18 protein-coding genes are annotated in these 17,272 nt (G+C 32.0%); 9 read left to right on the top strand and 9 right to left on the bottom strand.

From position 1 onward, the window contains the following. The first annotated feature begins 323 nt into the window (after positions 1-323). The 5 genes from QMD61_06530 (at position 324) to glyS (ending at position 6,165) form a co-directional block, all read left to right on the top strand. Positions 324-1,814, top strand: coding sequence for a succinate dehydrogenase/fumarate reductase iron-sulfur subunit (locus tag QMD61_06530; protein ID MDI6724286.1), 1,491 nt, complete (start codon positions 324-326; stop codon positions 1,812-1,814). Between the two features lie 31 nt (positions 1,815-1,845). Next, complete coding sequence (locus QMD61_06525; GenBank protein ID MDI6724285.1) at positions 1,846-2,544, top strand: RNA methyltransferase; 699 nt, start codon at positions 1,846-1,848, stop codon at positions 2,542-2,544. A 29-nt stretch (positions 2,545-2,573) separates the two neighbouring features. Then, positions 2,574-3,728, top strand: a complete 1,155-nt coding sequence (locus QMD61_06520; protein ID MDI6724284.1) for a DUF1512 family protein — start codon at positions 2,574-2,576, stop codon at positions 3,726-3,728. Next, positions 3,716-4,336, top strand: coding sequence for a dCTP deaminase (dcd, locus tag QMD61_06515; protein ID MDI6724283.1), 621 nt, complete (start codon positions 3,716-3,718; stop codon positions 4,334-4,336). Before QMD61_06520 ends, dcd begins: the two co-directional genes overlap by 13 nt. A 98-nt stretch (positions 4,337-4,434) precedes the next feature. Then, on the top strand, positions 4,435-6,165 hold the full coding sequence (gene glyS, locus QMD61_06510; protein MDI6724282.1) for a glycine--tRNA ligase: 1,731 nt from the start codon (positions 4,435-4,437) through the stop codon (positions 6,163-6,165). 70 nt (positions 6,166-6,235) lie between these two features. Here the strand turns inward: glyS and QMD61_06505 are convergent, their stop codons facing one another. The 3 genes from QMD61_06505 to QMD61_06495 all read right to left on the bottom strand — a co-directional run bounded on the left by QMD61_06505 (position 6,236) and on the right by QMD61_06495 (position 8,283). Beyond that, a complete protein-coding gene (locus tag QMD61_06505) occupies positions 6,236-6,388 on the bottom strand; it encodes a hypothetical protein (GenBank protein MDI6724281.1) in 153 nt (50 codons plus the stop codon). A 105-nt stretch (positions 6,389-6,493) separates the two neighbouring features. Next, positions 6,494-7,363 (bottom strand): DUF1724 domain-containing protein, encoded by an 870-nt coding sequence (locus QMD61_06500; protein ID MDI6724280.1) that lies wholly within the window; start codon positions 7,361-7,363, stop codon positions 6,494-6,496. Between the two features lie 104 nt (positions 7,364-7,467). Then, positions 7,468-8,283 carry a winged helix-turn-helix domain-containing protein gene (locus QMD61_06495; GenBank protein ID MDI6724279.1) on the bottom strand — a complete coding sequence of 272 codons (816 nt, stop codon included), beginning with the start codon at positions 8,281-8,283 and terminating at the stop codon, positions 7,468-7,470. A gap of 487 nt (positions 8,284-8,770) precedes the next feature. On the opposite strand from QMD61_06495, the gene QMD61_06490 reads away from it, so the two are divergent. Next, positions 8,771-9,529, top strand: a complete 759-nt coding sequence (locus QMD61_06490) for a TatD family hydrolase (GenBank protein MDI6724278.1) — start codon at positions 8,771-8,773, stop codon at positions 9,527-9,529. 78 nt (positions 9,530-9,607) lie between these two features. After that, a complete protein-coding gene (locus tag QMD61_06485) occupies positions 9,608-10,348 on the top strand; it encodes a glucose-6-phosphate isomerase family protein (GenBank protein MDI6724277.1) in 741 nt (246 codons plus the stop codon). A 10-nt stretch (positions 10,349-10,358) separates the two neighbouring features. On the opposite strand, the gene QMD61_06480 is transcribed toward QMD61_06485, so the two are convergent. The 6 genes from QMD61_06480 to QMD61_06455 form a co-directional block, all read right to left on the bottom strand. Then, complete coding sequence (locus tag QMD61_06480) at positions 10,359-11,240, bottom strand: carbohydrate kinase family protein (GenBank protein ID MDI6724276.1); 882 nt, start codon at positions 11,238-11,240, stop codon at positions 10,359-10,361. Between the two features lie 93 nt (positions 11,241-11,333). After that, positions 11,334-12,122 carry a cell division ATPase MinD gene (minD, locus tag QMD61_06475; GenBank protein MDI6724275.1) on the bottom strand — a complete coding sequence of 263 codons (789 nt, stop codon included), beginning with the start codon at positions 12,120-12,122 and terminating at the stop codon, positions 11,334-11,336. A 35-nt stretch (positions 12,123-12,157) separates the two neighbouring features. Next, positions 12,158-12,937: a cell division ATPase MinD gene (gene minD, locus QMD61_06470; GenBank protein MDI6724274.1), complete on the bottom strand. Its 780-nt coding sequence runs from the start codon at positions 12,935-12,937 to the stop codon at positions 12,158-12,160. A gap of 10 nt (positions 12,938-12,947) precedes the next feature. Beyond that, the gene (locus QMD61_06465; GenBank protein ID MDI6724273.1) at positions 12,948-14,147 is read right to left on the bottom strand and encodes a DUF2226 domain-containing protein; all 1,200 of its coding nucleotides are present in this window, start codon (positions 14,145-14,147) and stop codon (positions 12,948-12,950) included. A gap of 85 nt (positions 14,148-14,232) precedes the next feature. Continuing rightward, a complete protein-coding gene (sepF, locus tag QMD61_06460; protein MDI6724272.1) occupies positions 14,233-14,586 on the bottom strand; it encodes a cell division protein SepF in 354 nt (117 codons plus the stop codon). A gap of 45 nt (positions 14,587-14,631) precedes the next feature. Then, a complete protein-coding gene (locus tag QMD61_06455; protein MDI6724271.1) occupies positions 14,632-15,687 on the bottom strand; it encodes a DUF1611 domain-containing protein in 1,056 nt (351 codons plus the stop codon). 134 nt (positions 15,688-15,821) lie between these two features. Here QMD61_06455 and QMD61_06450 point away from each other — a divergent pair, with 134 nt between their 5' ends. Together QMD61_06450 and QMD61_06445 are read left to right on the top strand one after the other, a co-directional pair. Beyond that, a complete protein-coding gene (locus QMD61_06450; protein ID MDI6724270.1) occupies positions 15,822-16,169 on the top strand; it encodes a roadblock/LC7 domain-containing protein in 348 nt (115 codons plus the stop codon). 101 nt (positions 16,170-16,270) lie between these two features. Beyond that, on the top strand, positions 16,271-17,224 hold the full coding sequence (locus tag QMD61_06445; GenBank protein ID MDI6724269.1) for a 3H domain-containing protein: 954 nt from the start codon (positions 16,271-16,273) through the stop codon (positions 17,222-17,224). The last annotated feature ends 48 nt before the right edge of the window (positions 17,225-17,272 follow it).

Raw genomic sequence — 17,272 nt, 5'->3', positions numbered from 1 at the left:
CAACCTCGAAAACCAAAAAATTTGTTCTTTATTAAATATGACTTTTAAAATATTTAATTATGGTTAAATTGAAAATTGAAAAAATTGGAAAAAAACCCTTCTAAATTTAAGATAAACTGGAATAATCTCTTGAATAGCAATTAGCTGCAAACTATTTTTTATTGGTAAAATTAGAAATGTTGATAAAAGGATAAAATCAATTATAAATATTAGATATTATAAACTGATAATGAATATCATAGATACATTTCTACTGGTTTAGATACAGTAAAACAACCTTAAATTATTTTAAACAAATTTTTAAACACAATTCGGAGATATAAATGATAGAAGTAAAAGTTTTGAGGTATGATCCAGAAAAAGACGAGGAACCATATTACGATACATATAATGTGGGAAAAACAGAAAAAATGAAAGTACTGGATGCGTTAAATTACATTAATCAGAAATATGATGCAAATATAGCTTATAGATGTTCATGTAGAGCCGGACAGTGCGGATCATGTGCATTAAAGCTAAATGGAGAAGTAGTACTTGCATGCAAAGCTGAAATCGAGGATGATGCAGTTATCGAACCTCTTGATTTTGATATTATAAAGGATCTCGTAGTGGATAGAAGCGAAATAGAAAATAAAATTAAAGAAATGGGCCTTTATTTAAGGGAAGAAGGATTGCCCCCGGATAGTGAAGCATGTCTTATGGTCTTGAAACCTGAAGAATATTTAGATTCTAAGAAATTGAGGGGATGTATCGAGTGTTTCTCATGCCTATCAGCATGTCCTGTTATAAAAGAAGCTGAAGAATTTGCAGGACCTTATTTCATGCGTTATATCTCTAAGTTCGCCTTTGATCCACGTGATAGGGCTGATCGGGCAAAAAATGGTTTTGATGAAGGTCTTTATTGCTGTACATCATGCGGTAAGTGTGCGGAAGTTTGTCCGAAAGAGATAAACACCTTTGGTGGGGCTATTGAAAAATTAAGGGAAATTGCATGCCGTGAAGGGGTGGGTCCTCTTCCACAACACAAAGATGTGAAAGAACTAATAGCTAAAACAGGAAGATCAGTTGAACCACTTGAAGAAGGGTTTGTTAAGGCAGTCTCAGATAAAATAAGGGATAAAAAGCCTAAAGTAGCATTTTTTACTGGTTGTCTTACTGATTACAGGCACCCTGAAATTGGCTTCGCCCTTCTCAAAGTTTTGGAAAAGAATGACATAGATGTGATTGTTCCAGAGGATCAGGTTTGCTGCGGGTCTCCATTAATTAGAACCGGCCAGACAGACCTGGTTGAAGAGCTTGTGGAAAAAAATAGAGAAGTATTTAAAGGTTATGACACAATTATCACTGTTTGCGCTGGATGTGGGGCTACATTAAAGAATGATTACCCTGAATATGGCGTTAAATTCAATGTATTGGATATAAGTGAATTTCTGGTAGATAATTTAAATACAGAAGATATGAAGCCTTTAAACATGAGAGTAACATACCACGACCCATGCCATCTTAATCGGGGTCAGGGAATCACCAGAGAGCCTCGGGAACTTTTAAGGAAGATTAAAGGAATTGAATTTGTTGAAATGGAAAAACCAGATCAATGCTGCGGTGCTGGTGGGGGTGTACGTTCTGGAAAACCAGAAATAGCTGCAGCTCTTGGAAAGAAAAAGGCAAAAATGATTGATGAACTCAATGTTGATGCTGTTATAACTATCTGTCCATTCTGCCAGAATAATATCATAGCATCTTTAAAAGAAGAAGGTCTTGATATTCCTGTGTTAAATATTCTGCAACTTCTTGAAATGGCCTATGAAAAATAAATAGATTTAATTTAAGTTTTTGAGAGATAAAATGATTTATATAGTTTTTGTTGAGCCTGAATCTCCAGGAAACATAGGTTTTCTTGCAAGAACTATGAAAAACTTTGGTTTCAAGGATTTAGTGCTAATAAACCCATGCGAATTAGAAAATGAAGCATATTACCATGCCATGCATGCAAAAGAGATAATATGGAACCATAAAGAGTATAAAACCCTCGAAGATTTCATTGAAACTGAAAAAATTGACTTTGCTGTGGGCACAACCAGAATGGCTGGTGGAAGCTACAATGTATCAAGAATAGCTATTACACCAGAGCAACTTTCAGAATCATTAAATATTACTGGAAATATCGCCATAATTTTTGGAAGGGAAGGAAATGGTCTTTCAAATGAGGAAGTTGCATTGTGTGACATTATTGTAACCATCCCTACAGATGAATCTTACCCTGTATTAAACATATCTCATGCAGCCGCAATTATTCTCTACGAACTATTTAAAAGAGAAAGGAAATATCCAAGAGAAGAACTTGAAGAGGCTTCTAAATCAGAAAAAGAACTTTTAATTAAGGAAATGGATAATTTAATCAAATTTACAGGATACCCTGAACATAAAATTAAAACATCTTCTACAGTTTTTAGAAGAATAATTGGAAGAGCATTTATTGCCGGAAGGGAAGCTCACACTTTAATAGGGACTTTAAGAAGAATAAGGCTTAAATTAGAGGATTAATCATTATTTAGGTTAATTGAGGATGCAAGATGTTATTTGGTCTTAGTGGATTTGAAATAATTGGAATACTGGCATTTATTTTGCTAATTTTTCTTCTGCCCACGATATTGAGGATACGATTAGTATCAGGAGTTAATAAAAGGGTTTTTGAGCTTGAAAATATGGTCATTGAATCAAAGAAAATCCTTATAGAAATGTCTAAAGAAAAAGGAAAGCCGGTTCTTGACCCTTCTGGTACTATTGAAGACTTTATGGAATTTTTCATAATTCCACCTGTAGATCTTGACCCGAATGGTGTTTTGCAGAAATTTGAAAAACTTTTAGACCTCAGTGAAGATAGATTTAAGCAGATGGTAAAAAAAATAGCTCCTCTAGCTGATGAAAATACAAAATCAAATTTAATAATGACATTAAAGGCCACCCTTGGAATTAACAGCGTCGCAAAACAGGTAAGACATAATTTAGAGCTTGCAAAAAAAACAGGGAATATACAGATTTTGTTCATGCTTCAAATGAGTCTTCCACTGATTATGAGGATAGTGAGGGCACAGTTTGAAGGGACAAAAGCTTTTTCCCAGGGGAAGCCTATTGGTGATGGATTGGGTCCACTCGTGGCAGGCATGCTCATGAGGGATTATAAAACAGAATATCTTAATGAAATAGAAGACATGATAGTGGCTAAAAAGCAATATGATGAACATAATGTTTTTATAGTCCGTGCAAAAGGTCCAGGAGCACGTATAGGGAAAGTAGGCAGAGTTGTAAAATCAATAATAGAAAATGAAAAAATAGATAAAATAATAACGGTAGATGCTGCGGTGAAACTTGAAGGAGAAGAAACAGGAAAGGTAGCACAGGGTATTGGTGTTGTTATTGGTGGTATTGGGGTAGATAAATGGACTATTGAGGAAGAAATACTAAAAAAAGACCTTGATATCGATGCCGTAATTGTGAAAATGAGCCCAGAGGAAGCTATAAGTAACATGAATCAGAAAATAGCAGATGCTGGAAAGGAAGCACTTCAGGTGGTTAAAGGATCAATTTTAAATTCAAAAAAGGACACTAATATTCTTGTAGTTGGCGTGGGAAATAGCTGTGGAATTCCCAATATCATAGAGGATACATCACAAATTGAAATTAAAGAAGAAATAAACGAAAAAGAGGGCAAGAGATGGCGATTTTAAGTGATAAACACATTAAAGAATATCTTGAAAAAGGATTAATTGGTATTGATCCTCTTGATAATCCAGATATACAAATACAACCATCATCAGTTGATTTAAGGATAGGTAATGAATTTAAAGGATTCAGAATAATCAGAAAACCATGCATAGATCCAATGGATAAATCAGACATAGATTCTTACATGGAATCATTTTATATAGATGATGGGGAACCTTTTATAATACACCCTGGTGAATTTGCTCTTGCCACAACCTATGAAACTATAAAATTACCTGATAATCTTGTTGCAAGAGTTGAAGGCAGATCATCAATGGGAAGGCTGGGAGTGACCATGCATGTTACAGCAGGCTACATTGATCCTGGTTTTCAGGGAAAAATCACATTAGAAATTTCAAATATTGGTAAAATGCCTGTTGCACTCTATACTGGACAAAGAGTGTGTCAGATAGTCTTCGAAACCATGACTTCTCCTGCTGAAATCCCTTATGGGCATCCAGAAAGGGATAGCAAGTATATGGGTCAAAAACGCCCTGAATCAAGCAGGATTAAGCATGATCATGAGTTAATTAAGAAATTAAAATTAAAAAAATCTGATGAAACATTATAATCATTTTTTACCATATTTTTTTGATTATTGATGTATTTAACTAAATTTGATTAACAATTTAACCGTATTTTTACTATTAAGCTGAAGAGATGATAAAAATGAAACATGACAAAGTAATGAATGTTGCAAAAAAGAGAGGTTTTCTCTGGTCTTCATTTGAAATATACGCAGGTGTTGCAGGATTTTATGATTACGGCCCGCTTGGAGCTATACTAAAAAATTCAATTATCCAAAAATGGAGAGAATATTACGTTATAAGGGAAGGCTTTTATGAGATAGAATCTCCAACAGTCATGCCTGAAGAGGCTCTTAAAGCATCAGGACATGTTGATCATTTTACTGATCCAATGACAGAATGTAAAGAGTGTTTAGAAGTTTACAGAGCAGATCATATAATTGAAGAAATTATTAACCGTGATGTGGAAGGGCTTAGTAATGAAGAACTCACTCAAATAATTTCTGAAGAAAAAATATTATGTCCTAAATGCGGTAACCATTTAACCAGAGTATGGAACTATAATTTGATGTTTCAGACATTAATAGGTGCAAAAGGTAAAAAAACAGGTTACATGCGTCCTGAAACAGCACAAGGTATTTTTATACCCTTTAAAAGATTATTAAGATTCTACAGGGGTAAATTACCATTTGGTGTTGTACAGGTTGGAAAAGCATATAGAAATGAAATTTCCCCAAGACAGGGTGTTATAAGGCTTCGAGAGTTTACTCAGGCTGAAGCAGAGATTTTTGTTAATCCAGCGGATAAAACCCACGAAAAATTCGGAGAAATTAAGGATAAAATGCTAAAACTTTACCCCGCAGAAATTCAGGCTTCCGAAGGGGAATCAATAGAAATTTCTGTTGAAGATGCGCTGAATAAGGGAATAGTTTCTAGTCAAATACTTATTTACCAGTTATACCTCGCACAGAAGTTTTTAAGAGAGCTAGGAATTCCTGATGAAGTTATAAGGTTCAGACAACACCTTCCAACCGAAATGGCCCATTATGCTATTGATTGCTGGGATGTAGAAGTATACACCGAGAGATACGGTTGGGTCGAAATTATTGGTATTGCAGATAGAACTGACTTTGACCTTAAATCACACACTGAACACAGTAGTGAGGATCTCCGCGTCTTTATTGAATACGATGAACCTAAACAGATTAAAAAATTAGCAGTAAAACCTGATATGAGCAAATTTGGGCCTTCATTTAAAGGCGATGCCCCTAAAATACTTAAAGCGCTTGAAAATATAGATGCTGAAAAAGTTAAGCAATCTATAGAAAATGATAACGTATTCGAGCTTCAAATTGAAGATAAGAATTTCGAATTATTGCCAGAACATGTCAATTTTGAAGAAATTGAAGAAACTGTAAGGGGAGAAAAGATATTTCCTCATGTTATCGAGCCTTCTTATGGTCTTGACAGAATAGTGTTTTCAGTGCTTTTACATACATTTACAGAAGATAAAGAGAATGAACGTGAATATTTTAAATTACCTAAAGACATAGCCCCTGTTGAGGTAAGCGTTTTCCCTCTTTTAAATAAAGAAGAATTAAGACAAATAGCTGTTGAAATTAAGAACAATTTAAGAGAAGAAGGATTCATCGCTGAGTTTGATGCTTCAGGAACGATTGGAAGAAGATACGCACGTTCTGACGAAATTGGCGTTCCTTATGCTATTACTGTTGATCATGATTCTCTTGAAGATAGTAAGGTCACTATAAGGAATAGGGATAATTTAAAACAGAAAAGAGTTTTAATTTCGGACATAGCTGAAATAATAAACGATTTACTAAAATCAAGGCTTGAATTTGATGATATAAATTAATATCTGGCCTTACTTTTATTTTTTTAATTAGTTCAGTAAGAAAGTTAAAAGACAAAAAAAAATTAATTTTTTATTTTGAAACTAAAGCTTCCAGCTCATCTTTTGGAATCTTTTTAGCTATATCTAACTTTGTTGGGCACCGTCCGAGTTTAATATCATGTTTTTTGGCAATTTCTTTAAGATCTTTTAATTTTGCTTTTTTAGCCATTTCTTCTACATCCAAATTAACATCTCCTTTATTTTAATATATAATACCAAAATAAATAAATATTTTTCTTAAATTACTCTTGATTCTATGTAATTTATCTAATATTTTATCAAATATTCTTTAAATTTTGGATTTGGACTGTATACTGTCCTTTAATATGCTTTTTAATTTGAATTTTTCAGCTTTTTTAACGTAATATTCAAATAGTGTATTTCCCCAATCGATAGCATCTTTATCAGTACTAATTAACACTTTAGTAGGGTCAAATCCTCCTTTCTCAGAAAATAAACTTAATGATAGGAATGTATCTGCAGCTGTAAAACTAATAGTGGTATCTTCTTTTAGGACCCATAATTTGTGATTTTTATTTTTAACCATTTTCACAACGATGCTTATAATGCTTAAATCATTTGATTTAATTATCTTATCTATAATTCTTTCAGTTAATATTAGTTCTATTTTAACATCTTTATCGACCATGATTCTCATTGATTCAACAAAATCTTTATGGCAAACTGGTGATAAAGCTCTAATATTTTTGGATTTCAATAAATATCCAATGAATTCTCTAAGTGGTTTTACAATATTGGTTGGCTCTGCTTCAATTAATAAAGAGTTATTTAAGTTTCCAATCTGCATAATCAAATCATTGGGTATATCTCTAATTTCATGATTTAACCAGAATTTTTCATATTCTTTAATTACACCCAGTGTATTGATCATGTCTATAATTTTTGGAGCTAAGATTTGCCCTGTCTGGGATAATAGAAATTTATCTCCTCTTCTAAAGACAAGACTCTGTCTTTCAAGTTCGCTAATGCCATGAAGAATAGTTGATGATGTCAGTCCTAATTCTTCTCTTAAATCTCTTGTTTTTTTCGCTTCTTCATTAAGGCTAATCATGATCTTTGTACGGGTACTGGATATCCCATGGAATTTTAATTCATCACTCACCTCTTCATATAGATTAAGAAGATTTTCCGTATTCATTTAATCACCTACTCTGGAATATGAATTTATTTATCTTATAGAATATTTTTTCTTCTATTTATCACAAATTCCTCAGTTTTAATAATTTAATGATTAAAAACAAATTATATGGTTATTTTTTCTGAACTTTTAAGATAATAATCAAATAATTGGCTACCCCAGTTAATTGCTTTTTTATTTTTACTAACTAAGTTAATGGTAGGATCATATGTTCCTCCCTCTAAAAAAAGGCCCATTGAAAAAAATTTTTCTGTTACAGTAAATGCTATTTTCAATTCTGCATTAGTTTTCCATAATCTGAGGTTTTTAGATGATGAAATTATTTTTTCAATTTCTTTTTGCCTGGATATTTCCTTTATTTTCTTTGATATGGGATCTGTTACAATAAGATCAATTTTAGCATTATTCTGCAGGGATTTAAGATATAAATCAACATATGAATAATCATAAATTGGAGAAACGGCTTTTATGTCACTTACATCAGAAATCATCTTTCTATAGTTTGTATGGGGTTTTATAACATTTGTTAAAGTTGATTCTATAACAAATGAATCGCTTAAACATTCTATTTTTCTTATGAATTCTGGAGGGATACTGCTTATATCATGATTTAACCATATTTTTTTATTTTTTGCCGCGAGTGTATTTATAAGGCTTTTTGATTTTAATGAGATTATTTTTCCAAGAGGAGATAGAAAATATTGGTTGTCCTTTTTGAAAATAAAATTCTGATTTTGAAGCGACTTAATTTCGCGTAAAATTGGTGAAGATTTAAGATTGAGATTCTTTTTAAGTTCATTCAGTTCTTGTGGAGACTCATTTAAGCTTAATATAATTTTCTTTCGTATGCTAGAACTTGTAATGAATTTAAAATCTGTTTTTACGTTATCATAAATTTTTAAAATATTTTTTGTCTCCATTGAATCCACCTTAATCAAATTTTGGGTTTTTCATTGGATTTATTTATATATTAATTTATATTAATCATCTTATAGTATATTTAAGTACTATAATATTATTATAATGATATATGTTTTATTAAACTTACTAATTACTTAAAAATACTTCTATTAAATTTGAAAAAAATTTAATAATTTATTATAACCTTCTTTTTTAATTATATATTAAAATTCTATACTAAAAAATTAATAAACATATAATAATTTTTTAAAATTATAATTAATTTAGTTAAATCAATTGTATCTATTTATAATCCGAGAATAATGGATATATTACAAATATTGTATAAATAAAATCAGTATCATTAAATTAAACTTCTAATAAGTAATAAACATTTAAATATTTATAAATAAGAATATAAAAAAAGTTAAATACTGCTTAAAAATTAATTTATCTTTGATCTCATAATGGGTAAAAGAGAATTGAAAAGCTTAAAAGGTGTAAAACATGATTGATTCCCATATACATGCTGATACAAGACCTTATGAAGATTTTGAGAATATGGCAATTGCTGGAATAGAAACTGCAATCACCTGCGCACATGATCCTCTCCGTATGACATCAGCTGATGTTGTTTTGGATCACTGGCATAGGATTCTAAATAATGATGTTGAAAGAGCTGCAGAGAATGGATTGAAGTTATATGCTGCAATTGGCATCCATCCTCGAAGTATTTCAAAGGATTTTGAAGTTGCTCTGGGAAAATTATCTGCTTTAATTCAGGATGATAATGTGGTGGCCATTGGAGAAATTGGGCTTGAAACGATTTCTGGAACTCAAATAGACATATTTAAAAGACAATTAATCCTTGCTGAAAACGTTAATATGCCTGTAATAGTCCATACTCCCCGTAAGAATAAAAAAGAAGTCGCAGAGGTTTCATTAAATATTATTGAAGAAAATATAAGTCCTGATAAGGTTGTAATAGATCATGTAGATAGTACTGTAATTGAAGATGTAATTGAACTTGGAACAAAGATAGGAATTACAGTACAACCTAAGAAAATGACTCCAGATGAAGCTATACTTTTATTAGAAGAATATGGTATCGAAGGAATTTTTTTAGATAGTGATATTAGTTCTTCACCATCTGATCCTTTATCTGTTCCTAAAACTGTACATAAAATGAAATTAGCTGGATTTGAAGATGAAACTATTAAAAAAGTTTCTAATGATAATGCTTTAGAGTTTTTCATGGGTAATTAATTCTTTAAATAATAACACGAAAAACAAATTTTTAATAATACTTTTACTAAATATAATAATATGATAAGGGAGCAATATATGAATACAGATGTAATTCTAGAGTTTGGTGGAGAAAAAATTTTTCCTAATATCCGAAAAATCAAAGATATGAAAGATGTGATTTATGATTTGCAATGGTTTAAAACCATGCATGATAGAGATCTTTATTATATGTACAGGAATCTTGCAAAATGCAGTGAAGATAGAGACATAATAGTTAAAAATGGCCTTCGCTATGATATTACAACAATACCCCCTTATAATATGGGTGAGGAATTTGTTAAGACTGCAGGTCATTATCATCCTTTAATAAAAGGAACTGAATATACTTATCCTGAGGTTTACGAAGTTTTAGACGGAGAAGCACACTATATTCTGCAAAAACTTGAAAAGGGAGTAATCACCGATTGTATTTTTATTGAGGCAAAAGAAGGAGATAAAGTAATTATTCCACCTAATTATGGTCATGTAACTATAAATCCTTCTAATAAGGAACTAAAAATGGCAAACTGGGTATTTAATGATTTTTCATCAATTTATGGGCCTTATAAAAAGTATGGTGGCGCTGCTTATTTTGAATTAAGGAATAAAAGAATAATTCAAAATAAAAACTATGGGGAAATTCCAGAAATACGTCATATTAAGCCTGTAGAAGTGCCTGAAATGGGATTTTACAGGGATAAAGATATGTATAATTTAATTCAAAATGTTAAAAATCTTTATTTTCTTATTAAACCCCATAAATATGATTGGTTGTGGGAATTAGTTTTAAATATTTAAATTTAAACTATTAAAGTTCATGGTCTATTTCAGACATTAGGGGCGTATTTAAAGCACCAAATTTTTGAACACAATGAGAAGCCACAATATTAGCAAAATCAAGACACTCTTTTAACTTTTTTCTTTTAATATATGCTGCAATAAATCCCGCTGCAAAGGAATCACCAGCACCAGTTGTATCATGTACTTTGACTTTCCTTGCTTGTGAATGAATTGTTCCATGTTGATTATATAAATTAGCCCCATTTTCTCCACAGGTTACAATAACCATTTTTGCCCCTAAATCAAGAAGTAAAGAGGCCCCTTCATCTATGTCCATTCCAGTTAAAATATCAACTTCTTTTTTATTTAAAAATAAAATATCCGTCCGTTTAATTATTTTTTGGAGTTTTTGGGTCTTAAATGATGAAAGAATTGCGCCAGGACTAAAGGATAAGAAGTTAGCATGTTTAGCTGCCTCATTAACCACTTTTTTGTACATCTGAGTAACATGCAGAATTTTAGAATTTTTAATGTATTCTATATCTTCTTTATGCAGATGAAACTTCTTATTTGCACCAATAAATGCATACATGGAACGTTCTCCATTTGGTTCAACAGCAATAAAAGTCATCCCTGTCTTTTCATCTACCTTACAAAGTCGTTTTGTATTAACTCCCTCTTTTTTGAACTCTTCTTCAGCTAACTGGCCAAAATAATCATCACCAATCCTTGATATAATACCTGCATTAACATTTAACCTGGATATTCCTACTGTGAAATTAGAAGCAGAACCACCAATAGATAAAAAAAGTTTTTTAACATCTACTTCATCATCTGGCCCGGCAAATCGTGATACTTTCTTAATGAAGTCAATATTACATGCTCCAAGACCTACAATCTCCTCCTGCAAAGAATCACCATCTTCTGAAAATTTGAAAAAAAGGATTTATTTTAAAACTCTGTTTATTAATTAATTAAAGTTTTTTTGAAAAGAAATTAAAAATTATTCAGGTAATATGCCAATAAATTTTCGTAATCTTTGGATTATGCCCTCTTTATCTGGTTCTATAGGTTTATATGTTTCTCCAAGTAGATGTGCGGTAAGAAGCATTATTGCATTACTTGTAGGGGATGAGGGATTGACCTCTACTACAGATTTTCCAAGGGCCATTGATCTATCAATTTCACGGTCATATGGGATTATACCAATCATTGGAATTTCAAGTATTGACTCTATTTCCTTTGCTGATAGTAAAAATCCGTCTTCGTACCACATATTCAATACAAACCCAATAATATTGAGATTTAATTCATTGGCAAGAATTCTAATTTTAAGAGCATCAGCAACCGATGTCATTGTTGAATTTGTGACTATAATCATTTCTGCACTTTCAGGAAGCCCTTCAAAGATATTTGAATTAATCCCTGCAGGCATGTCCATAAGGAAAATATCTCCATAATCACCAATTTCTTCCAGTATTTTATCCCAGGATATATATTTTGGATTGATATGTCTCAATGTTTCAAAATGAATTCCTGTAGGTATAACTCTTATCCCGTGCTCTATTTCATAGACACATTCTTCTATGGATTTATTTCTTGCAAGAACATCGTGTAATGTCACATCAGGATTTAGAAGTCCCGTAATAACATCTAAGTTTGCCATTACTAAATCTAAATCAAGCATTACAACATTTTTACCGAATAAGGACATTCCAACTCCTAGATTAAAAGTTAGGGTAGTTCTACCTACACCTCCTTTCCCTGAAGCGATAACTATAAATTTTGACATTTCCACCATTAACCATTATAAATAATAAGGAGTTATCATCTTCTTCCAAGTAAACCTTCGACCAATTTGGAGATAACGCTTTTTTTATCGGGTTCAATTGGATGATATTCCTCTCCAATAAGATCTGCACCTAATTGCATTATAGCGTTACTTGTAGGAGATTTTGGATTCTTAATTACCAGAGGTTCACCAAACGCAGCAGCCCTGCTTACTTCAGGGTCATCAGGAACAACAGCAATAACAGGTACTTCCAAAATGGTTTCAATTTCTTTAACAGTTAAGAATGTCTTGTCATGCTGTTCTCTGTTAACAACAACTCCGATTATATCTACACCCAGTTTATTTGCAATTATCTTAGTTTTTAAAGCATCACTTATAGATGGAACTTCAGGGGTTGTAACAAGAATCATTTCCTGTGCAGCAGCAATAGCTGCTAATGCGTCCTTTTCTAACCCTGCAGGTGCATCTATTAAAAGTATATCTGCATCTCGGACAATACTTTCTAAAACTCCTTCTAATCTATCTAGCCTTATTTTACGCAGTCCTTCAAGTGAAATACCTGCAGGAATTACTTTTACTCCACCAGGTCCTTCATATATAGCATCTTCAACTGAAGCTTCTCCTGACAGTACGTCATGTAATGTTACGGATTTTCCTTCCATACCTAAAATAAGCTCTAAATTAGCCATTGCAACATCAGCATCCAGTACTATGGTTTCTTCTCCGTATGTTGATAAAGACACTCCTAAATTTGCAGTTATTGTTGTTTTTCCAACTCCACCTTTACCTGAGGCGACAGTTATTACTCTTGTCATTCTATACCTCCTAGCTAAACTCCACATTTATTTCGAAATTATCTACAATCTCTGGATATCCTCTAAAACTCTTTCTTATTTCGATTTGGGTGATATTTATTATTTGAATAGTTAAATTTTCAATATCTTTAGAATCACCCATGATTCTTGACAATAAACCTTTTGATTCATATTCAGAAATGATATTAATGGTTCCTAAAAGTTCATTACTGTTATCTAAAAATACAATCACTTCAGCTCCTTTTATTTTAGGAATACCAAGTATTGATTTTTTAATTTTATTCATAAGAGTTAATTCTACTTTTTCAACGTCATCAGCGCTTAAAGATCCTCCTTTATAAGATTCTAAAAGTGTCTCAACCTCTTCTTCATGCACATCTTTAAGACCGTATTTTTTCATAATTTCACTTCTATCCATGTTTTCTGTGTCATTAGCTGATTTTTCGAATTCGATTTCTTCAGATAGTGGCTTTTCGTCGGTTAAATTATCTTCTACAACATTAATTTCCTTTTTTTCCAGAGAAGGATTATTAATATATGTATCTGTTATTAAAGGTTCTTCAACACCACTTTCTACATCAACATCAGTTTTAATGTGTTCTTCTTTAGTAATATTTTTAGAAGCACTGATTTCTGAGTTTCCTTCATTTATTTTGGCCTGGACAGGAGTTTCGATTTCAGATTTCGCTGGTTCTTCTTTAATAATTTCTTTATTGTTAATCTCTGGCGCAGGTTCAATCTCCTTTATTGCAGTTTCAGAAGGATCATTAGATGTATTTACCTCTTTTGGTTTAATTTCTGGTTCATCTTCAAGTTTAATAGTCTCGGTTTCAACTCTTGTTTTTGGATATTCTGATTTTATGATTTCTTCCCTTATATTATCTGCTTTTGAACTTAAATTAATTAAATATGCCTTATTAACTTTCATAAGATAATCTAATTGGGATTCTTTCAAATCAAATACTTCAATCAATGCATTAGCATCAGCAGTGATGGATTTAATTTTTTCAATAGCTTCAATCTTTGAATGTTTATCACAAGATGCAGCCACTTGATTTCCTTCTTTGAAAAGAATATGACCTTCTAGAGATCCTGAAGTTACTCTTATAAATCCGTTACATCTATCTGATTTTAATTTTCCTAAAAGCTCATTAAAGTCTAGTTGATCGGCATAAGACATCATAGAAGGCCTGGTAATTGGTAACTCCATTTTTTATTCCTCTAATCTATTGGTAATTTGAATTATATTATTGTTAAACTGTATATTATCATTTTTCATTTTTATGAAATTAAATTTATTTTCTTACAAGTTTAATCTCTGGAGGTGTTATTATAACCACATTTTTACCGCTTTTACACAGTAATATTGCTTCTCCCCCTACAGTTTCCCTAAAATTCTTTAATTTTTCACCAACCATCTTGAATTCGTCTGGATTATTGTCTATGTAGCCCATATCTATTATTATAGGGTTTTTTTCTTCAGTAATTTGATTCAAAGCATCATCTATATCATGAATGCCCTGAGCCTTCATCAGGATTATTTCATAAAAAGAATGTTCAGGAACAATTATTGTTTCTTTTTCTTCTTCCTCTACTGTATCGCTCTCTAATCCCAAGTTTTTCTTAATATAATCCATGACGTCTTTCATCTAAATTCCTCTGTAGTTTTTGAGTAATTCACCTGCTAATAATCGCTATTTAACCAATCCAACATGGTGGATAATTGCATCCAGTAATCTTGATGCTCCTCCATTTTTAATGTCTACTGCTGGTATTTTGTATTTTTCCTCAAACTTCAATATATCATTTTTGTTCTTTACATTTCTCATATTTAATGAAATACCAACAACTTTGGTTGGTTCTACTGATTCTATTGCCTTGATTTCATGTTTTATCCCTCGAGGTTCTCTAAAAGGATGATTAGGTCTGTGACAAACTACAGTAGCATCAGGCATTGAGCCTATGAGTATTGCGGCAGATAGACCTCTTGGATGGGGATTTCCCTTTTCAGTAAGGCTGGATTGACCTTCAACGAAAATAATATCTGGATTTTTTTCTTCTTCCAATTTTTTAATTGCACCAATAATTGCAGCTGCTACATCCATAACAGAAAGACTTCCTGCTCTAAAATTCATATCTACCGGGCCTTCTATTCCCATTTCATCAGTTGAGATTACTGCTGCATTCAAACCTTTTCTTTGAGCCATTTCTCCTAATGTCCTTGTTGTAGTACGTTTACCGCATTCCTGAGAGGTTCCCCCAACAAAAACAACGGGAGCTTTGGGTTTATAATTAATTTTGGGCAGGATTTCAGTACACTTTGGTGGGGTCAATCCAAAAATGTTTTTAATTACATCTAAACGGGGACTTATTTCCTTTATAACTACGTTTTTAGATTTAGCAAATGTTACAAGTGCTTTGTTTTCCTGTAGAGATAGAGATCTAAAGGATGTAATTACATTCTTGTTGTTGTCGATAGCTTCTACAGCATATTTAAGTGCACTGCCCTCTGCTCCGATTGGAAGCATTATTGCAACACTTTTAGCATCAGTACTTTTTATTACTTCTCTTAAACTTGCGGATATCACATTATTACAAAATTCCATGCCTTGTTTTTTAGGATTATCATCAACAAAACCAATAGCTTCTATTCCTTCAAAATTAGCGAACTTTTCGCCTCCGCCACCGCATCCAACGATAATAAAAGGGTTAAGCGTTTGAAGTTCTTTTACAGAAGTTACATCATACAAATAATCACTCCATTAGTACTCAGTAAGATAAATTGAGAACTTACATTACCTATTTATTTAATAAAGGTTAAACCAAGATATATACTTTAAGATATATTCTTGAGCACTTTAATATCAATAAGTGGAGGCATAGTATGATAGAGAGAATACTTAAAGATTTGGGAAGAATCAATGGTGTAAATGGGTCTCTTGTGGTTGGAAAAGACGGTCTTATTATTGAAGCTGAAGTTCCGGGGGATATTGATTCAGAACTTGTTGCTGCAATGGCGTCAGCGGTTTTTGGTACAGCAGAGAGATCAGCTGAGGAAATGAAACATGAACCACTCCAACAGGTTATGATTGAAGGGGATAAAGGTAAAACTCTAATGATTGATGCTGGTGAAGGTATTCTGGTTGTTATTACTGATATCGATATAAATCTCGGTTTAATCAGAATAGAAATGAGAAGAAGTGCAGAACGTGTAGTTGATTTCCTAACATAAAAAATTTTTATATATTATCCTACAAATATGTACAATGATAATACGGGATATCAATTAGTTTAAGTTAAATTAATTGATATTCTTCTGTATTGGTGATAATATTGAGAAAACCTTATGTTATTTTGATTGGAAGTGCTTCGGGCATCGGAAAATCAACTATAGCCTCAGAACTGGCCAAGTCACTGGGAATAAAACATTTAATAGAAACAGATTTTATAAGAGAAATAGTCAGAGGAATAATAGGCCCAGAATATGCTCCTGCACTCCATAAATCCTCTTTTGATGCATATGTTACCATAAGGGACAAAGATAGGTATAACGGAGATAGCAAAAGTTTAATAAGTGCAGGATTTGAGGAACATGCATCATTTGTCATTCCAGCAATTGAAAAGGTAATTCAAAGAGCAGTGGCAGATTTTGATGATATTGTAATTGAAGGGGTACATCTTGTTCCAGGTCTGATAAATACCGAGCAATTTAAAAATGATGCATCTCTCAATTTTTTTGTACTTACTGCTGATGAAGAAATTCACAAGGAAAGATTTGTTAAAAGGGCAATGAAAATAAAACGTGGTGGTAAACATCTCGAATATTTCAAGGAAAACAGGATAATAAACGATGTTTTAGTCCAGCAGGCAAAAGAACATGATGTGAGTGTCTTAAATAATTTGGATATTGATAGCACTGTAAAAAGAATGCTAACTGAAATCAGAGAAATATGCAGTTCTGTTATTCTTAATAATTCAGTAGAAGAGATTGGTTCTGTAATGGAAACCATACTAAATAATGGTGGGAAAATGGAGGATATTTCTTACTTTTTACGTGGTTTTAGAGAGCCTGTAAGGAGAAAAGTGAATATAGCTGATCCAGCTGAAGTTAACAGATTTTTAAACTCTTTAGCTAACAATCCAGAACGAAAAAACGATCTTGAAAGACTCTATGAATTATCTAACAATATTCACAGCCATAAGTTATGCGCTCCTGATGATGAAAGTCTTAAACTTATCATCGATGAACTGGATAAAAAAGGTTTTGTAGTTAAAAAACAAGATTAATAATAAACAATTAATTTTTTAAGTAAATTTTATTTTCCTATTAAATAA

Source organism: Methanobacterium sp., assembly GCA_030017655.1.
Lineage (GTDB): Archaea > Methanobacteriota > Methanobacteria > Methanobacteriales > Methanobacteriaceae > Methanobacterium_D.
The sequence above is the reverse complement of the archived record's forward strand: the minus strand, read 5'-3'. Positions and strand labels throughout refer to the sequence as shown.